At 45.9% G+C, this 18,738-nt stretch carries 12 protein-coding genes; 9 read left to right on the plus strand and 3 right to left on the minus strand.

Annotation, left to right across the window (positions count from 1 at the left end; all coding sequences use genetic code 11):
* Positions 1–5 precede the first annotated feature (5 nt).
* From J2T19_RS17240 to dnaI, 3 genes are all read left to right on the plus strand, one after another.
* Positions 6–3,164, plus strand: coding sequence for a beta-galactosidase (locus J2T19_RS17240; protein WP_307217845.1), 3,159 nt, complete (start codon positions 6–8; stop codon positions 3,162–3,164).
* 4 nt (positions 3,165–3,168) lie between these two features.
* A complete protein-coding gene (locus tag J2T19_RS17245; protein ID WP_307217847.1) occupies positions 3,169–6,033 on the plus strand; it encodes an alpha-mannosidase in 2,865 nt (954 codons plus the stop codon).
* A 224-nt stretch (positions 6,034–6,257) separates the two neighbouring features.
* Positions 6,258–7,208 carry a primosomal protein DnaI gene (gene dnaI / locus J2T19_RS17250; RefSeq protein WP_056702437.1) on the plus strand — a complete coding sequence of 317 codons (951 nt, stop codon included), beginning with the start codon at positions 6,258–6,260 and terminating at the stop codon, positions 7,206–7,208.
* Between the two features lie 102 nt (positions 7,209–7,310).
* On the opposite strand, the gene J2T19_RS17255 is transcribed toward dnaI, so the two are convergent.
* Positions 7,311–7,466 (minus strand): YqzM family protein, encoded by a 156-nt coding sequence (locus tag J2T19_RS17255; protein WP_095292061.1) that lies wholly within the window; start codon positions 7,464–7,466, stop codon positions 7,311–7,313.
* A 251-nt stretch (positions 7,467–7,717) separates the two neighbouring features.
* Here J2T19_RS17255 and trxA point away from each other — a divergent pair, with 251 nt between their 5' ends.
* Positions 7,718–8,035, plus strand: a complete 318-nt coding sequence (gene trxA, locus J2T19_RS17260) for a thioredoxin (RefSeq protein WP_036605788.1) — start codon at positions 7,718–7,720, stop codon at positions 8,033–8,035.
* Between the two features lie 355 nt (positions 8,036–8,390).
* Positions 8,391–10,499: an excinuclease ABC subunit UvrC gene (gene uvrC, locus J2T19_RS17265; protein ID WP_307218079.1), complete on the plus strand. Its 2,109-nt coding sequence runs from the start codon at positions 8,391–8,393 to the stop codon at positions 10,497–10,499.
* Here the strand turns inward: uvrC and J2T19_RS17270 are convergent.
* A complete protein-coding gene (locus tag J2T19_RS17270) occupies positions 10,468–12,165 on the minus strand; it encodes a CPBP family intramembrane glutamic endopeptidase (protein ID WP_307217851.1) in 1,698 nt (565 codons plus the stop codon). The genes uvrC and J2T19_RS17270 overlap by 32 nt on opposite strands.
* Before the next feature lie 398 nt (positions 12,166–12,563).
* Here J2T19_RS17270 and J2T19_RS17275 point away from each other — a divergent pair, with 398 nt between their 5' ends.
* Together J2T19_RS17275 and J2T19_RS17280 are read left to right on the plus strand one after the other, a co-directional pair.
* Complete coding sequence (locus J2T19_RS17275) at positions 12,564–13,904, plus strand: TrkH family potassium uptake protein (protein WP_307217853.1); 1,341 nt, start codon at positions 12,564–12,566, stop codon at positions 13,902–13,904.
* A gap of 17 nt (positions 13,905–13,921) precedes the next feature.
* Positions 13,922–14,593: a potassium channel family protein gene (locus tag J2T19_RS17280; protein ID WP_056702450.1), complete on the plus strand. Its 672-nt coding sequence runs from the start codon at positions 13,922–13,924 to the stop codon at positions 14,591–14,593.
* A 122-nt stretch (positions 14,594–14,715) separates the two neighbouring features.
* On the opposite strand, the gene J2T19_RS17285 is transcribed toward J2T19_RS17280, so the two are convergent.
* Entirely contained in the window at positions 14,716–15,639 is a 924-nt protein-coding gene (locus J2T19_RS17285) for a LysR family transcriptional regulator (RefSeq protein ID WP_307217855.1), read from the minus strand.
* A gap of 354 nt (positions 15,640–15,993) precedes the next feature.
* Between J2T19_RS17285 and J2T19_RS17290 the strand changes: the two genes are divergently transcribed.
* Both J2T19_RS17290 and sdhA read left to right on the plus strand, forming a co-directional pair.
* Positions 15,994–16,662, plus strand: coding sequence for a succinate dehydrogenase cytochrome b558 subunit (locus J2T19_RS17290; RefSeq protein ID WP_056702455.1), 669 nt, complete (start codon positions 15,994–15,996; stop codon positions 16,660–16,662).
* Between the two features lie 225 nt (positions 16,663–16,887).
* Positions 16,888–18,630: a succinate dehydrogenase flavoprotein subunit gene (sdhA, locus tag J2T19_RS17295; protein WP_307217858.1), complete on the plus strand. Its 1,743-nt coding sequence runs from the start codon at positions 16,888–16,890 to the stop codon at positions 18,628–18,630.
* Positions 18,631–18,738: the final 108 nt, after the last annotated feature.

The following is an 18,738-nucleotide window of genomic DNA, read 5'->3' on the forward strand; positions in this document are numbered from 1 at the left end:
CACAGATGAATAAATCCCAATTGATCATTTTTGCTGACCCGAATTTTCCGGTAGAAAATGCTCTACCTTCTAAGCAGGCTGTGGATACATGGCAAGCGAGAGAAGAAATTGTTGTTGCAGATGCACATCAACTAGCTGAGCTGTTAAATTCCACCGCAGGTGAAGGCTGTCTAGTGAATCTGCACGCGCCTTATTTTCCCAAATCAGCCTGGACAGCAATTATCGCCTATCTACGGCAGGGAGGGAACCTGATTAGTGTCGGTGGGGCGCCTTTCAAGCGACCTGTGCGAGAAGAAGCTGGAGCATGGATCGTGGAATCGGAGCAAACAGCATACCATCAAGAACTATACATTCATGAGGCTTTAAGTGTATCTTCAGCCAAAGTTCAAACGATCACTGCTACAGAACAAATTCCACTTCTTGCTGGCAAAGAGGGACTGTTTCAGATCGCTGATACGTGGAATTTAGTTCCGCACACGACAAAAAACAGTGATTTACCTCACCAGATGGGTTCGGCTGGAACCATGAGTACACAGATCTACCCGCTGCTGTGCGGATGGAGTAAGGACGAACGTAAAATCTCAGCTCCTGTTGTGTTATGGGAAAATTCACGCAGTACGTTTAGTGGTTCACGCTGGATGTTTGTCCATGTGCCACTTACGACCTCCTTTTGGGAGCAGGATGGTGCGACGGAAATGTTGAGATGGGCACAGTTCTGTGCCAAAGGCGTAACCGAGCTGTCCTTGAAACCAAATTATGCTACTTACGAGCCTGGTGAACGGCCAGTTTTGACCCTCCAAGGCCAGATTTTAAATCGTACAGGAGTCAGATGTATTTCGCCAGAATTGTGGACATTTGATGTAACGATTGAACGGGAGGATCGTGCAAAAGGCACATCCGAAAACGTATGGAGTCACCAGATCGAGATGGCGCTTTCCGGTGAACAGCAGTTCATTCGCCTGCCCCTTCCAATTACTGTGCAGCCTGGACTATACCGCATCGTATGTCATGCGCAGGCAGCGGACGGGGAAGTGCGAATTCTGCGCCAAGGCTTCTGGGGACAGGATGCTCCATTGCTTGAAGAGGGAGAAGTCATCACCCGCAGTAGAGATTATTTTGTAAAAGACGGCCGGCCATTGCCTGTGGTAGGTATGACCTATATGACCTCTGATGTGGCGCGCAAATTCCTGTTCCTGCCGAATGCGGACGTGTGGGATCGGGATATGGAACAGATGGCGAAAGCGGGCATTAACTGGATTCGAACAGGAATCTGGACAGCCTATCGCAATATGATGCAGGTTGATGGTCATATGGCAGAGGATGTGCTTCGTGCGATTGATGCCTTCCTGTTAACAGCTAAGCGCCACGGCTTGCAGGTCACTTTCACGTTCTTCTCCTTTACACCCGAGACATGGGAAGGCACGAATCCGTATTTGGATCCACAAAGTGTTGAGGCGCAGAAGCGTTTTATCCGCAGTATCGTCAGTCGACATAAACATACGACCCATGTGGATTGGGATCTAATTAACGAGCCATCCATGTTCGATCCAGTACGTATTTTCTCGGATGGTCCACGCTCGGCTAGGGATTCCCATGAACAGCAGGCTTTTGTGGAGTGGCTGCAACAGCGGCATGAATCGATTGAAGTACTTCAGGAGGCATGGAACATGTCACCTCATCAGCTTCCTGATTTTGCGGCCGCAATCATTCCAGAGCCGGAAGACATTAATTTTGACGTACAGGATATGCACAAGGCGAAGAAAGGAACGCGCTGGCTTGATTATTGTCTCTTTTCTATGGAGATGCACAATGCATGGGTTCAAGAACTTGTTCATGCAATTAAGGATCTGGTACCCCACCATTTGGTCACCGTTGGACAGGATGAAGCCCTTGGCGCACAGCGTCCTTCTCCATTCTTTTATGAGTGTGAGGTGGACTACACAACGGTACATTCCTGGTGGCTGAACGATGATCTGATCTGGGATGGCATTTTTACCAAAACGCCACATAAGCCCAATCTCATCCAGGAGACGGGCGTCATGTATGTGGAAACACCGGACGGAAGAGCCAAACGTACAGAGGAGGAACTCCATAACATCCTTGAACGCAAATACGCTTATGCATTTGCTACAGGGGGTGCAGGAGCGGTGCAATGGATCTGGAATACCAACTTCTATATGGATAATGCGAATGAGTCCCATATCGGAGCACTTCGCGCAGATGGTACGGAGAAACCGGAGGCGGATGTATCGTACGCGTATGGACGATTTATCCACGAGGTTCGTGATCTCTTCGAGGATCGGGAGCTTGAGGAGATTGCGGTAGTGTTCCCCTATTCTAACGACTTTTCGAACCGTTCCCTGGCTTATGATGCTACAACCAAGCTCACTCGTGTGATGTCTTATGATCTCAAACTACCATTCCGCGCCGTATCGGAGTATCACCTCGAAGCGTTGGAGCAGCAACCACCGAAGCTAGTGATTGTGCCGAGTCCACACAATATGGATCGTGATGCATTGCGTCAATTGTTTGCGTTTACTGAGCAAAAAGGATTAAGTCTGCTTATCACTGGGCCGCTGGGGCTGGACGCTTACTGGAAGCCAAATGACTTCGCAGATCATATCGTTGGTAAACGAACATTGGGTAACGTACAGCGTGAAGAACGATTATATATAAATGGAATGAACCACAGGTTAACTTATGGACGACGTCGTATTGCTGAGGTCGCGAAGGAGACATTAGCTGGTCGGGATTATGGCAACCCGGATGAGGTAACCGTTAAGACCTGGGGAAAAGGTAAATTGATCTGGACGCCGCTACCGCTGGAGTTAAACGGACGGGATGAGCCACTGGCAGCGTTGTATCGTTATGCGACTGGTATTGCCGGTGTGCATGAGGAACTGGAATGGGGATCTGGCGGAGACATTGCGGGAATCTACGGCCGGAAGCTGAGTTTTCCAAAAGGGAATGTATTTGTGTTTGTATCAGAGTCTTCAATGAATCATCAAGTACAAGTAAGAGACAAACGTTCAGGCGTTTCATATACGTTCCAACTGGAGAAAGACCGTTCCGTGCTGTTTGCCACAGACTCAGATGGCAAGTTGCTTGCAGTATATCGTCCTGATGAGGTTGAGATTATACAACAAGACGGAGAGGTAGGATAACACGATGACCCAACACCATACAGAACCAGCCACACAAGCAGACCAAGATTTAACTACTGGATCAGTAAGCAGACCTCGAAAATCAAAGAGAGCACATATTATCTCCCATACGCACTGGGATCGTGAGTGGTACCTGCCGTATGAGAAGCATCATATGCGATTGGTACAACTGGTAGATTCGCTGTTGGATCAATTGGATGAGGGACTGGATTACAAAAGCTTTTACTTGGATGGGCAGACGATTATTATTGAGGATTACCTCCAGGTTCGTCCAGAGCAGAAGGAACGACTGGAGAAGCATATCCGTAATGGAAGAATTGTCATTGGTCCTTGGTACATTTTGCAGGATGCATTCTTGACGAGCGGGGAAGCCAATGTGCGCAATATGCAGGTTGGGCATCAGGATGCCAAGCGTTATGGCACACCCTCGAAGATCGGTTATTTTCCTGATACGTTTGGTCTGGTTGGGCAGACCCCGCAGCTCATGCTGCAATCGGGGATTGATAATGTCTTCTTTGGTCGTGGCGTTAAACCTACAGGTTTTAACAATACGGTATCAGATGAAGGATATGAGTCCAGCTTCTCCGAGCTGATGTGGGAAGGGCCGGATGGATCAAAAGTGCTTGGGGTTTTGTTTGCTAACTGGTACTCGAATGGGAATGAGGTTCCGGTGGATGAGGCGTCAGCTCAGAAGTTTTGGGAAACCAAGCTTGCAGACGCAGAAAAATATGCTTCGACCAATGAGTTGTTGTACATGAACGGTTGTGATCATCAGCCGATCCAGCGGGACCTGCCAGAAGCCATTCGGATAGCGGAACAGTTATACCCGGATATCGAGTTTGTTCACTCCAATTTTCCAGATTATCTAGAAGCACTGAGAGGAAATGCTGAACATGAGCTATCCACGGTAAAAGGGGAACTACGTAGTCAGCGTACGGATGGCTGGGGAACCCTTGTGAATACGGCCTCCGCTCGTGTGTATCTCAAGCAAATGAATCAATTGGGGCAAGCGATGCTGGAAAAAGTGGCTGAGCCACTGGCGTCCTATGCGTATTTGCTTGGACACACCTATCCGCATGATCAATTGACGTATGCTTGGAAAACGTTAATGCAAAACCATCCACATGATAGTATCTGTGGGTGCAGTGTGGACGAGGTACATCGCGAAATGGTCACCCGATTCGACAAGAGTCGTCATGTAGCTGAAGCTTTGGCTGAGCAGAGCAGCAGCGAGATCGCTAGCATGGTGGATACATCCATCTTTAGCAGCTATGGCGAGGATGCACGACCACTCATTACCTTCAATACAACAGGTTGGGAACGTAGCGGTGTTGTGCAGATGGAACTGGATGCTGTTTGTCGATACTTCCGAGATGGCTATTCTTTGGAAGAGATGGCTCTTCAGATGAATAAAGTTGACCTATCCAATCGCATTCTGGTTGATCAACATGGTGCATCTATCCCATGCACAGTAGAGGATCTTGGTCTGCAATTCGGCTATGATCTACCAGATGATCGCTTTCGCCAGCCATACAGTTGCAGACGGGTCAGAATCACTTTTGAAGCGGAGAAGGTGCCTGCACTTGGCTTGAAAACATATGCCTGGGTTCGTAGTGAAGGGGGAGCTAATAAAAAGGTTCATGAAGGAGACCTCACCAATGGAGCCATATTAAGACATATAGAGCGTGGTATGGAAAATGAACATCTATCGGTTGTGATTGCAGACAACGGTTCGTTTTCACTCACAGATAAACATACAGGTCGTACATATCACGATCTTGGTATGTACGAGGATGTTGGCGATATCGGGAACGAGTACATGTTCAAACAGCCAGAAAACGAAGTGGCTAGAACCACACAAGATCTTGTGGCAGAGGTACGAGTCATTGAGAATACACCCTACCGTATCTCCTACGAGATTGTTCATCATTGGGAAGTTCCTGAATCAGCAGATGAATTACTGGATCGTGAGCAACGGGAACTGATCTATTATCCTTACCGCAAAGCGCAACGTTCTGCGAGAATGATCCCGTTTAAGATTCGTACAGTTGTATCGCTCAGTCGAAGTGGAAAAGGAATTCACATGGAAACGACCTTTAACAATCAAGCGAAGGATCATCGGGTGCGGGCTCTTTTCCCAACAGATCTGAAGACTACTGTTCACCATGCGGATTCCATGTTCGAGATCGCTACAAGGGATAATATGCCTGCACCAGAGTGGCAAAATCCTAGCAATACGCAGCATCAGCAGAGCTTTGTAGATGTGAGTGAAGACCAGGCCGGATTAGTCGTTGCCAACCTAGGTCTGAACGAGTATGAAGTCCTTCAGGATGGACGCAATACGATTGCCATTACCTTACTGCGAGCTGTCGGTGAACTCGGAGACTGGGGATTGTTCCCGACACCAGAAGCCCAATGTTTGGGAGAGCATTCGTTTCAACTGGAGATCATCCCGCATCATGGACGTGCTGCAGCCGCAGATGCATACATCCAGGCTTATCAATTCCAAGTGCCTTGGACATGGGTACAAACTGAAGTACACCGGGGTGATCTCACACCTAGTCATTCCCTACTTGCATGGCAAGGGGAAGGGTTGGCATTTTCATCACTCAAGGTCAATGCGGATTCAGGTGATCTGATGCTTCGCTGGTACAACATGACAACAGAAGCGACTACACTGAGACTGGCTGTAACTCCGACAAGCTCACTTCCATGGGAAGCCATGTATAAGAGTAATGTGCTGGAGGAAGAGGGGGAGACGTATGAGTCTAGCCAGATTGAAGAGACTTCATCTGTATCCTTTGCAAGCAAGGAATGGATCATGCAGACGGGAGCATGTGAAATTGTAACCGTGGGTCTTCGGCGTTAATAAGTGCAAGCTTCTAGTTTATAGGATCTGACAACTGTATCGTTATAGAGGGATTGTGCTATTTTCCAGAGGTATCCGCTCAGTTTCAGTTGAGTTATTGGTTGCTTTTCTATAGAATGAACAGTAGAATTACAAAGCGATTGAAGGTTACTGTGTCATCGTAATGGTATAAGTAACGCTTCATTGTTCATTCTATACAGACACCATTAAGGGGGCTTGAAGCCATGGAATCCTTGGGAGGACTGCTTCAGCAGCTTAACCCTTCCTTTCGTGAGCAGTCTCGGCGAATTGCGGCAGAATTGATGGATGATCCATACGTACGCGAGTTCCGTGCGAGTCATCCTGAACTGAAAGATACACAGATGATGACTGATCTGAGCAAGCTGTTTCAGTATGCCAAAGATTCTAAGAACTGCGCGAATTGTCCGGGACTGGACAACTGTCCTAACGATTTTCAGGGTCATTTTTGCAAGCTGGAAGTAGAACATTTTAACGGCAAACCCGAAATTATAGATAAAAAAGCACCTTGCTCCAAACATATTGCTCGGCAGAATGAACATCTGATTAAACAAAGAATACGTAGTTTCTATGTGGATGAGCGTGCCCTAAATGCGGGTTATGATGATGTGGAAATTATGGGCAAGGATCGGATGCGTGCACCGGCGGTAAATCGTGTTCTGCGTTATATTAATGAGACCAAGGAGAACGGGTTGTCTCCTCAAGGGCTGTTCCTAGAAGGATCATTTGGAACAGGCAAGACGTTTCTCATGTGTTATTTGTTACACGAGCTGGCGGTTGCCGGTCATACAGGTGTTATCATTTATATGCCTGATTTTGTAGAGGATCTTAAATCGATGATTACGGATGGACAGAAGGTTAAGGAAACGACAGATATTCTGAAGAGCTGCGACCTGCTGATCTTTGATGATATTGGAGCTGAGAATCTGAATCCATGGGTTCGTGACCATGTGATGGGTTCCATATTGAACTACCGTATGAATCGCAAGCCTACGTTCTACACGTCGAATTATAACTTGGAGGGGCTAGAGAAACATCTGAGCTTCACAAGTAAGGACGGCGAGGAAATGAACAAGGGTCAACGTTTGATGGATCGAATTCGTCCATTTGTAGACGTTGTATCCGTTCGTGGGGAGAATCAGCGGGGTAAACGTTGATTCGGATCTGCTTGAACGAAGAATAAGAGTGTTCAGCAAAAAGCCCGGTTTTCGCAATGCGAAAGCCAGGCTTTTTTGGATCTTGCGTGTGACTGTAGTGTTCTATTCGGTTAGGAATTTGAAGATAACCATACCGAAGAAGATCACTGTCATTAGGCCACCCATGCCAGCTACACCCGCAATCAGATCAAATAGATCGTTACGGGGTTCTTCGTTGACATGTTCACGCGGGTCACTGATCCGCACATTTGCATCCATGTGATTGCCTCCTTTGGGGATAAACAGCTAAGGCTGAAACCCGGAGTAATTTTAGTATACTTGGAAAAGAAAGCGTTTGTAAAGATTTTGCATTTACACCTTAATTCAATAATTATGAAGATTTGATGTTTGATAGATGAACATTGTTCCGTACATTTCACAAGTCAAGAGTACATGTGTTATACTGGAAGTGTCGTTCACGACGTTACAGGTTATAATAACCGTAAGCATATATAAGGAGGACAATTATCATGGCTATTGTTAACGTATCCGATCAATCCTTTAACGCAGAAGTCGAAGGAGAAGGAACGGTTCTTGTTGATTTCTGGGCGCCTTGGTGCGGTCCTTGTAAAATGCTCGCTCCAATCCTGGAAGAGCTGTCCACTGAAGTTGGCGATGCAGTGAAAATTGCAAAAGTCAATGTGGATGAAAATCCGGAATCTGCTTCTCGCTTTGGCGTAATGAGCATTCCAACATTGATCTTCTTCAAAGACGGTCAACCGGTTGATAAAGTGGTTGGTCTGAACTCCAAAGATGCACTCAAAGGAATTATTGAGAAACACCAATAAGACATTAGGCTTAACGTTCGCCTCCGGTTTATATGCCGGGGGCGTTTTGCGTCGATTGCTATCATATAGGACAATATAAAGTATACTATTCATTATAAGTGCGTGTTCAAAAAGGGTGGTTTTCAGTACCAAGAAAGATGGGATGAAGATAGAAATGGAGTAGCGGAGCGTAGGCAAGACTACGTGAGCAACCACATGTTTCCGAAGGAAACAAGCTGCGTAAGCATCCACTTATTTCGGCTGAATTCCATATTCGACGCTGATCATGCCGTTAGGCATGCTTCGTAATCAAAAGCGGACTTTTTGAACAACCTCTATTAGAGGTACTTTTCGGGGAAGGAGGACTGACGGAGTGATGGACGGATTTATGACGGATTTACAAGAGCAAGAAAAAGCACTAGAGCAGATACGTCACAAGCTGGCGTTGTTGCCGGATATGTCTGGCTGTTATCTGATGAAGAACAAAGAAGGTACGATTATTTATGTAGGTAAAGCGAAGGTTCTGAAGAACCGGGTTAAGTCTTATTTTATGGGTAGTCATAATGGTAAAACGCAGCGTCTTGTATCTGAAATTCGCGATTTTGAATACATCGTAACTGGCAGTAACATGGAAGCACTTATTCTAGAATGTAATCTAATCAAGAAGCATATGCCGCGATATAACGTATTGCTTAAAGATGATAAGACCTTTCCCTACCTAAAAATTACGAATGAAAAGCATCCACGGCTTGAAGTAACACGACGGGTGCTCAAAGATAAAGCCAAATATTTTGGGCCGTATCCCAACTCGTATGCGGCACATCAAACGAAAAAACTGCTGGATCGGATGTATCCATTACGTAAATGCGGCGTGATGCCGAAGGAGGTCTGTCTCTATTTTCACATGGGTCAATGTCTTGCACCTTGTGTGGAGGAAGTTGGCAAAGAGCAGTATGATCAGATCTCGCAGGAGATTGGTTCCTTCCTAAGTGGTGGACATGAAGAGATTAAGAAGGATCTACAGCGCAAAATGCAGGAGGCAGCTGAGGATCTGTATTTTGAACGGGCTAAAGAGCTGCGTGATCAGGTTATTGCCATTGATGCCATTATGGAAAAACAGAAGATCACCATGGCGGACGCCAGAGACCGTGATGTATTTGGTTTCGCTATTGATAAAGGCTGGATGTGTGTCCAGATTCTATATATGCGTCAGGGTAAAATGATTGAACGTCACGTATCTACTTTTCCGTTCTACGGTGAAGCGTACAGTGATTTCATGTCCTACGTGACTCAGTATTACAGCGATAACCCGGCATTGCCGCAAGAGATTTTATTGCCTGACATGCCTAAAGATCTGGAAGTAGCGGAAACTGTTCAGAGCGAGACTGACTCAGAATTAGTTAGCCGTGCGGCAGTAACCACGGAGATGACGGAGGAGGGCATGCAGTGGCAGGTGAAACCCGACGAACCTCTTGTGGCAGAAACGTCAGCAACTTATGAAATTAATCTGGAGCAAGCACAGAATCAGTCAGCGCCAGCAGAATCAACGGACTCTGCGGAAGGTTCCGAGCATAACGAATCGGAATTAACCTCATCAACGCGTGAATCGCAACCTGCAGGCTTGGAAGAGCCAGCTCAGGCAGCTGCTGCATTACAAGAATGGCTTGAGATTAAGGTTCACATTCCGCAACGCGGATTGAAACGGCAGATGATTACGATGGCTGTGGACAATGCACGTGTGGCGTTAGAAGAGAAATTCAGATTAATCGAACGTAACGAAGAACGGACATCCAAAGCTTCAGAAGGCCTCGGTCGCTGGATCGGGCTGGATCAGTTACGCCGAATTGAAGCGTTTGATAACTCGAACATTCAAGGAACCAATCCTGTTTCGGCTATGATTGTGTTTACAGATGGCAAACCGGATAAGAAGGAATACCGTAAGTACAAAGTTCGTTCGGTTGAGGGTCCTGATGATTATGAGACAATGAGAGAGGTTATTCGTCGTAGATACGAACGTGTATTGAAAGAGAACCTGACTCAGCCTGACCTGATTGTAGTGGACGGAGGTAAAGGACAGATCTCTGCCGCAGTGGACGTACTGGAGAACGAATTAGGGTTATTTATTCCTGTATGTGGTCTGGTGAAGGATGCCAAACACAAAACATCACAACTGATGATCGGCAATCCACCGGAGGTTATTTCTTTACCGCGAGATAGCCAAGAATTTTATTTGCTGCAACGTATTCAAGAAGAGGTTCACCGATTCGCCATTTCGTTCCACCGAGAGCAACGTGGCAAATCAATGGTAACTTCACGTCTGGATTCTATTCCGGGCATTGGAGAGAAAAGACGTAAGCTTTTACTCAAGCACTTCGGCTCTTTACGCAAAATAAAAGAGGCCAGCGTCGAAGACTTCCGGCCTCTATCTATTGGTGACAAGCTGGCAAAACAGATTATTGCAGCACTTCGTGATGAGGAGTCGTGACATACGGCTTCTCTTTTTTGTTTGGATTACATTTATAGATGATATAACCCACGATAGCAGGAAGTACAATCCAGAAGATACCTGCCGAAACATTGAATGCATCACCCATGAAGACAAGGCTTAAACCCATCAAGAGGCTGTTGAATATTACATGGCTGAACACAACCGCGATAAAGCCATGACGTAGCATAATGAAACTGAACAGAAGTCCAATCACCGTTAATTCAATTGGACGTGTAATAACCGGATAGATTGGATACAAGGTATGTCCCAGCGCCCAGATGATGGTCGGAATGAGACAAGCGATAAAGGTGTTGCGCACGATCTTCTGCATCATGCGGATACCGAATAAACGATAGACGGTCTCTTCTCCGATCCCTGCCATCCAAGCCATGATTGGGAAGAGCCATGCATAGCTCATATTGTATGTGGATTGATCAGCAGATGTGGTTGACCACGTTCCAATACTCCGCTCTAAGATGAAGAAGAGAATGGACTGCACGCCAAGCAAGATCAGTGCCCAGAGATAACCTGTATACATACTGTGAAGTACATATTTACCATATCCCGGTTCTTTGGCACGAGGCCAAGGGTTCAGCCCGATTTTTCTCCACATTCCATCACCCGCAACGAGCGATAGATAGATCGTGGCACTCATGACGAGCGTAATTCCAATCTGAAAGATCATGAGGAAGCTGAGCATGAAGCTGTTTAATCCTTGAGATTTTAAGAGTGGCAGCATGTTCAACGTACCAATGACGGAAGCTGCAAAGTAAATTAAGGATAAGATAATACCTCTCTTAAATGAAGTGTGTGCTCTTGTTAGAATACTGTAGATGATCGCCAGTACGCCGAGTACAAACGTCAAAAATGCGTAACCACCATATGTCATGTAGTTAGCCTGACGCGTCTGATCTTTTACATACTGGGTATGGGAGTCAGGCACAGAGAACACAGCTTCAAAGGAACGAACCGCGCCACTTTCAAACGTAAAGTTTAACTCCAGATTGGAGTCCCCGATTTGTTTATCTAAGTCCGTATATTTCAGTCCACCTTCTCCGTCCTGTGTATCTAACTGGAGCTTGGGAATTTCATATCCGAATTCGGTGAGTATACCTGATGCAAGACGTTCTTTCTGTTCTAAAGATATATTTCCTTCAGCCACACGAATGGTCGCATTGCGTTTCTGTTGATCTTCTTCAACATTAGCCGAAGCGTAGAGGGAAGAAGGAAGCTCGCGAGTAAATCCGACCACTTTGCCAGTCTTCATATGTACGTCGACATTTAAGTAACCGCCTCGATCGTTATCTACCAAACGTACGCGGTATACATCATAAGGATAGGTAGTCTCCCATTGCTTATTGTAAGCATCTAACTGCTTCGTTTTGGTCATATAACCGTATATATCCGAATGGGTCTGGTACGTTACCAGAGGCTCTTCCTCACTGCTAGGAAGGGTATAATCGGCTACGGAAGCAGCAAATGACCTTGCTGACTGAGTTGCTTGTTCCTTGCTTATAACGGGTGTGGACGTGATGTCTGTCGTTTGAGATGAGGTAGCTGGAAAAATCTGAAAAACGAAAAACAGAATCAGGCCGATCGCCGCAAGCAACCCTAAACGCTTAAAGTTCGCTTTGAGTTCTAAAGGCTGCCCTAAGGGATTCATTTCGTATATTTCCTCCTTTATTAATATGGATATTAAAGTAAAGATATCACAGGCGAAGCCTTGAACGCCAATAAGGAAACGAGAAGCGGTGTAAATCATTGAAAATGAATGAAAATGATCGAAATAATCAGATCAATCCATCCCGTTATCTGAGTTTTTCCCTTTTTGGCGAAATTCGATGCTATTTACTCAAAATTCGTTTTGTTTGCAAACGTTCGAGCGATTATAATTTTTGAAGCAAATGTGTAACAATCCGCATGTCTGCAACGTATTAAGGGAACGAATACAATATAGTTCAACATCTATGTATACGTTAAATCCATACGAATCATACCGTTTAGGTTGAAACTCCACATGGTGGAGTTGTTTTCATTTTAGTAGAGGTGGATGATCCATAAGTGAAATTAAATGTTCAATGGCTGAACCTATCCCCGCCTCGAATTCTGGTGCTCGGCTTCGCTGGGATTATTCTGCTAGGAACATTACTGTTGATGCTTCCAGCATCGAGTCAGAGCGGGGGAAGCCTTCCATTTATTGATGCACTATTTACCGCAACATCAGCCGTATGTGTGACTGGGCTGGTCGTTGTAGACACAGGTACTCATTTCTCCGTGCTTGGGCAAGTCATTATAGCTTTGTTGATTCAGATCGGTGGACTCGGCTTCATGACGATGGCTACACTCGTCGCAATTGCATTTAAACGTAGAATTTCTCTGCGAGAACGGCTTATTTTGCAGGAAGCGATGAACCAGAACACGATGGAAGGTATTGTACGGCTTATTCGCAAAGTCGTGGCGTATTCCCTCATTATTGAAGTGGTATGTGGCACATTATTCGCGATTCGTTGGTCATTTGATATGCCGCTGGGTCAAGCCATGTATTACGGATACTGGCATGCGATATCGATGTTTAATAACGCAGGCTTTGATATGTTTGGTGATTTTCGCAGTTTGACGAGTTATGTCTATGATCCATTAGTAAACTTTACGGCAATGTTCCTGATTATTTCAGGGGGAATTGGCTTTGTGGTGTTGTCCGACCTGATCGATTACCACAAGACACGTAAGATCTCGTTGCACTCCAAGGTTGTACTGTTAACGACCGGTCTACTTATTATGTTGGGAGCTTTAGTGATCTTTGTCTTCGAATTCAACAATCCGCGAACACTTGGTGGGCTGAATTGGGGTGGCAAAATTCTTGGTTCGTTCTTTCAATCGGTCACACCTCGAACAGCGGGTGCTAATACGGTGGATATTGCCGGTTTGAGGCAAGCTACGCAATTTTTCATGATTATATTGATGTTTATTGGGGCATCTCCTGGTTCTACCGGGGGTGGTATCAAAACGACTACGTTTATGATTATGATCGGTGCGGTGATCGCAATGATGCGTGGTCGAGAGGATATTGTATTTTTCAGATACAGGCTACTACAGGAACGGATCTTCAAAGCACTTACGATTACACTGCTTGCGCTGCTGCTCATTATAACCGTAACGATGATACTGAGCACAACCGAGGATAGCGGCTTTTTAATGATTTTATTTGAGACGACATCGGCCTTTGGCACTGTAGGTTTATCCATGGGACTTACACTGAAGCTGACCACATTTGGCAAGCTATTAATTTGTTTTACCATGTTTGCGGGTCGACTCGGGCCGATTACGCTTGCGTATGCACTTGGACAGAAAAAGGGTAAGGAGTTATACAGGTACCCGGAAGGCAAAATGATTATTGGATAAGGGGTTCGTGAAGAACGATGAAAAAACAGCAGTTTGCAGTGATTGGGCTTGGACGGTTTGGCTCCAGCTTGGCACAGGAATTAATGGAACTTGGTTATGAGGTTCTCGGTATTGACAAAAACGAAGAGGTTGTCGAAGATATCAGTGAATTGGTTACGCATGCCGTTGTAGCTGATGCAACAGATGAGGAAGTGCTGCGCTCCCTCGGAATCCGGAATTTCGACTGTGGTATCGTAGCCATTGGGGACGATATTCAGACAAGTATCCTGACTGCGATTTTGTTAAAAGAGCTGGGTGTAAAAACGGTGGTGGCCAAAGCCATCTCTGTTCTTCATGGCCGTGCGCTGGATAAACTCGGCATCGACCGTGTCGTGTATCCTGAACGGGATATGGGAGTGCGGGTTGCCCATCAGCTGGTTACTCCGAATCTGCTGGATTACATCGAGCTATCCAATAACTACAGCATTGTTGAAATGAAAGTTCCGGACTGCCTGCATAATAAGACGCTGTCCTCACTGAATGCGCGTGTGCGCTTTGGATGCAGCATTGTTGCGTTGCAGAAGGAGGCAGGCGTTATAATCGCTCCAACGGCGCTAGACTCCCTCCACACTGGGGACATTATGGTTATTATCGGTACCAATGACAATATCGAGCGCTTTGAAGAAGAGGTAATTAGCCAGGAGGATTAAGGTTACCTCATGGCTGTAGAAACGTAAAATAAAGCGAATGCCTTGGTCGTTGGAGATGTTAAAAGAATGATTAGGTTTGGTAAATGGCTTTCGTGATTAAAGTGAAATAGGATACATGGAAACTAAGGCGTCGTTGTTCTCTTAGAGGATAGCGGCGTCTTTGCTGTAAACAGCGCAGCCGTTTCTTTTACCCACTGTCTGGATGTCTTGCTGAGATCTTCCTTGTGTCCATAGATCATGCTCGTGGTTCGCCTAGTTTGCTGCAACTCAGGTAGATAAACAGATACCAGGTCGTTGTCCGCAAGCAGTTGGGGACGAAGATATGATTTGGGTAGAAGAGCAGCTGCTTTGCATGTAGGTAATAGACGTACGATCGCTTCGAAGGAATCAATCTCCATGCGAATATCAGGCATAACAGCACAGCGATGGAACAGGTCGTCCGTTAGTTTGCGATACCATGTACCTTTAGAGAAGGTGATCATCGGTAGCTCGTGTAAATTCTCCATCTCTGCTTCACGCCCAGACAACGGATGAGTTAGCGGGACAACAAGCTCTAGATGGTCATCAAAGAGCGGAATGCAGTTTAACCCTGCTTCATTAATGGAAGAAGCAACGATGCCAACATCGGCTTTTTTATCACGGACAAAAGAGACAATCTCATGCGTTTTACCTGTTAACAGCTTAAGCTCAGCGTTTGGATGTTTCTCCATAAAGGCATTGACCAGAGGAGGCAACGTTGTTTGAAGGGTGGTTAGGCTGGCTCCAAGGGTGATCGTGCTCTGTTCCTCGTCTTTATACTGGGCTAGCATCGTTAGGAACTTCTGTTGTTGCTGTTTCTGCTCAACGGCAAAAGTATAAGCGAGCTGCCCCACGCTTGTTAATTCAAGCCGTTTGCCCCGACGATGAAAGAGAGCTACCCCGAGTTCATCCTCTAACTTGGCAATTTTGCGAGATAGGGCGGGCTGTGACAGGTTCAGTAGCTTGGATGCCCGGTTTAGACTTGATTGCTCCACGACCGCTGCAAAGGCGTTTAAATCCTCAAACATAGACGTTAACCTCGCTTCCATTTCAGGTGTCTTTACATCTGATTTTTTGTGCATATTGAAGGTAAGATCTGTCTTGGCGATTAAGCGTGATACATATCCTTGAAATAAAATTTCCGATGATGTATGTGATACTCGTCCAATGTTTCAATGCTTATACCTATAGGTTATAACAATTAATAATTATATTGCAATTCCCTTATAAGAAAAAAAAGAGTAACATGAATTGTGACACAAGTTGTTCACACCTGACGAAAACGGAACAATTTGTCGAACCTTTCCTTGGAGAAAGGTTTGTGTGTGATAGTGAACTTATTTATGAAAACGTTGTATTTAGCGAAAGGGGATCGACATTTTATGAAAGGGTTTTACTCCAGAAAGCTGCATTCCTTGCTTGGCGTCATTCCGCTCAGTTTGTTTTTTCTTGAGCATTTGGTGACAAACTTCACAGCAGTTGAAGGCGGCACAGAAGGGTTTTACAAAGCTGTTGCATTTCTGAATGGTTTGCCTCTGGTAATTGTTATCGAGGCTACACTTATTTGGCTGCCGTTGTTCTTCCACGGTGTGTACGGTCTTTATATTGCCTATCAGGCCAAACCTAACGTGGGCAGGTACGGTAATGAACGTAACTGGCGCTACACGTTGCAGCGGATCAGTGGTGTCATTACGTTTGTATTCGTTATCTGGCACGTATGGGAGACGCGTGTACAGATTGCGCTGGGTAACGTAACACATGAAGAGATCGGCGGCGTCATTCATGATGCTGTGACGAACCCGATAACCTTTGCTATATACATGATCAGCGTGGTTGCGGCGTCATATCACTTTGCCAATGGCCTTTGGTCGTTTCTCGTTAGTTGGGGGATTACAGTTGGTCCGCGTGCGCAGCGTGTATCCTCTTACGTATGCATGAGCTTGTTCGGTATTGTTTCTATCATGTTTATTGCTTCATTATTTGCTTTCCGTAGCATTGATTTCCAAGTTGCAACTTCGATGATTGACGCAGTTAAATCAGTTCTGATCTAAGCATTTAGCTTTCAATTCGTGTTCAAAAAGTACGGTTTTAAGTACCGAGAAGGTGGGATGAAGATAGAAATGGAGTAGCGGAGCGTAGGCAAAACTACGTGAGCAACGGACATTTCGGCTGAATTTCAACTTCGACGCTGAGATGCCGTCAGGCATCCTTGGTAATCAAAAGCGGATTTTTTGAACAACTTCTATACTTGCTGACTTATAAAGGAGTGAACAACAATGGCATCATCTAATGTAATTATTGTGGGCGGCGGTCTCGCAGGTTTGATGGCGGCGATCAAATCGGCTGAAGCCGGAGTTCATGTTCATTTATTTTCACTAGTACCCGTTAAAAGATCTCACTCCGTATGTGCCCAAGGCGGTATCAACGGTGCGGTAAATACCAAGGGTGAGGGAGATTCTCCTTGGGTTCACTTTGACGATACGGTATATGGCGGCGACTTCCTCGCGAATCAGCCACCAGTTAAGGCGATGTGTGAAGCAGCGCCAGGCATCATCCACTTGATGGACAGAATGGGCGTTATGTTCAACCGGACACCGGAAGGTTTGCTTGATTTCCGTCGTTTCGGAGGTACGAAGCATCACCGTACAGCATTTGCAGGAGCAACGACAGGACAACAGTTGCTCTACGCATTAGACGAGCAGGTACGTCGCTGGGAAGCAGCGGGTCTGGTTACGAAATATGAGAACTGGGAATTCCTACAGGCTGTTATCGATGATGAAGGTGTATGCCGAGGCATTGTAGCGCAAGACCTGAAAACGATGAAGGTTCAGACCTTCCCGGCCGAAGCAGTTATTCTTGCGAGCGGTGGCCCAGGTATCATTTTCGGTAAAACAACCAACTCCGTAATTAACACAGGTACAGCTGCAAGTGCCGTGTATCAACAAGGCGTAAATTACGCAAACGGTGAGTTCATTCAGATTCACCCAACGGCGATTCCGGGCGATGACAAGCTTCGTCTGATGTCAGAGTCTGCGCGTGGTGAAGGTGGACGGATCTGGACATATAAAGACGGTAAGCCATGGTACTTCCTTGAAGAGAAGTATCCATCCTATGGTAACCTTGTACCGCGTGACATCGCGACTCGTGAAATCTTCAGCGTCTGCGTAGATATGGGTCTTGGAGTCAATGGGGAGAACATGGTATACCTCGATCTGTCCCATAAAGATCCTAAAGAGCTGGATGTGAAGCTCGGTGGAATTATCGAGATTTATGAGAAATTCATGGGTGACGATCCACGTAAAATTCCAATGAAAATCTTCCCGGCAGTCCACTATTCCATGGGCGGTATGTGGGTAGATTACAACCAAATGACTAACATTCCGGGACTGTTTGCAGCCGGTGAGTGTGAGTATCAATACCACGGAGCGAACCGACTTGGTGCAAACTCTTTGGTATCTGCCATTTACGGCGGTATGGTTGCTGGACCAAAAGCGGCTGAATATATCAAAGGACTTAAGAAATCGTCTGCTGATATTTCTTCCTCCGTCTTCGATAACTATACGAAACAGCAAACCAATAAATACGAAGGCATCATGAAGATGCAAGGTAATGAGAATGCCTACGTTATTCATAAAGAGCTTGGCGAGTGGATGACAGCCAACATGACGGTTGTGCGTTACAATGACAAGCTTGAAGCAACCATTGGCAAGATCAAGGAATTGAAAGAACGTTATGGCAAAATCAACATGTATGACACTTCAGGTTGGAACAACCCTGGTGCGGCATTTACCCGCCAGCTGTGGAACATGCTTGAATTGGCTGAAGCCATGACACTGGGCGCATTGCTGCGTAACGAAAGCCGCGGCGCGCATTACAAACCGGAGTTCACGGAACGTAACGACGAAGAATTCCTCAAAACGACCATCGCAAGTTGGTCGAAGGAAGGGCCACAAATCTCGTACGAGCCGGTAGACGTTTCCCTGATCCCACCACGGATCCGCGACTACTCAAAAGATTAATTGAGTGATTCAACAATGGCGGCCGGACATTCCGCTCTTAACTGCGAATCAACAAGAAGATTTATTTTTATATTTATAAATTCCAAAAAGTTACCACTTTAACGGAGA

Origin of the sequence: Paenibacillus tundrae, assembly GCF_030812775.1 — a bacterium.
Classification (GTDB): Bacteria; Bacillota; Bacilli; order Paenibacillales; family Paenibacillaceae; genus Paenibacillus; species Paenibacillus tundrae_A.

Bases quoted from the DNA above. Each gene is read 5' to 3' on its own strand.
- J2T19_RS17285 (WP_307217855.1), bottom strand. From the start codon at position 15,639: ATGTTTGAGGATTTAAACGCCTTTGCAGCGGTCGTGGAGCAATCAAGT.
- uvrC (WP_307218079.1), top strand. From the start codon at position 8,391: ATGGACGGATTTATGACGGATTTACAAGAGCAAGAAAAAGCACTAGAG.
- J2T19_RS17240 (WP_307217845.1), top strand. From the start codon at position 6: ATGAATAAATCCCAATTGATCATTTTTGCTGACCCGAATTTTCCGGTA.
- trxA (WP_036605788.1), top strand. From the start codon at position 7,718: ATGGCTATTGTTAACGTATCCGATCAATCCTTTAACGCAGAAGTCGAA.
- J2T19_RS17255 (WP_095292061.1), bottom strand. From the start codon at position 7,466: ATGGATGCAAATGTGCGGATCAGTGACCCGCGTGAACATGTCAACGAA.
- sdhA (WP_307217858.1), top strand. From the start codon at position 16,888: ATGGCATCATCTAATGTAATTATTGTGGGCGGCGGTCTCGCAGGTTTG.
- dnaI (WP_056702437.1), top strand. From the start codon at position 6,258: ATGGAATCCTTGGGAGGACTGCTTCAGCAGCTTAACCCTTCCTTTCGT.
- J2T19_RS17290 (WP_056702455.1), top strand. From the start codon at position 15,994: ATGAAAGGGTTTTACTCCAGAAAGCTGCATTCCTTGCTTGGCGTCATT.
- J2T19_RS17270 (WP_307217851.1), bottom strand. From the start codon at position 12,165: ATGAATCCCTTAGGGCAGCCTTTAGAACTCAAAGCGAACTTTAAGCGT.
- J2T19_RS17280 (WP_056702450.1), top strand. From the start codon at position 13,922: ATGAAAAAACAGCAGTTTGCAGTGATTGGGCTTGGACGGTTTGGCTCC.
- J2T19_RS17245 (WP_307217847.1), top strand. From the start codon at position 3,169: ATGACCCAACACCATACAGAACCAGCCACACAAGCAGACCAAGATTTA.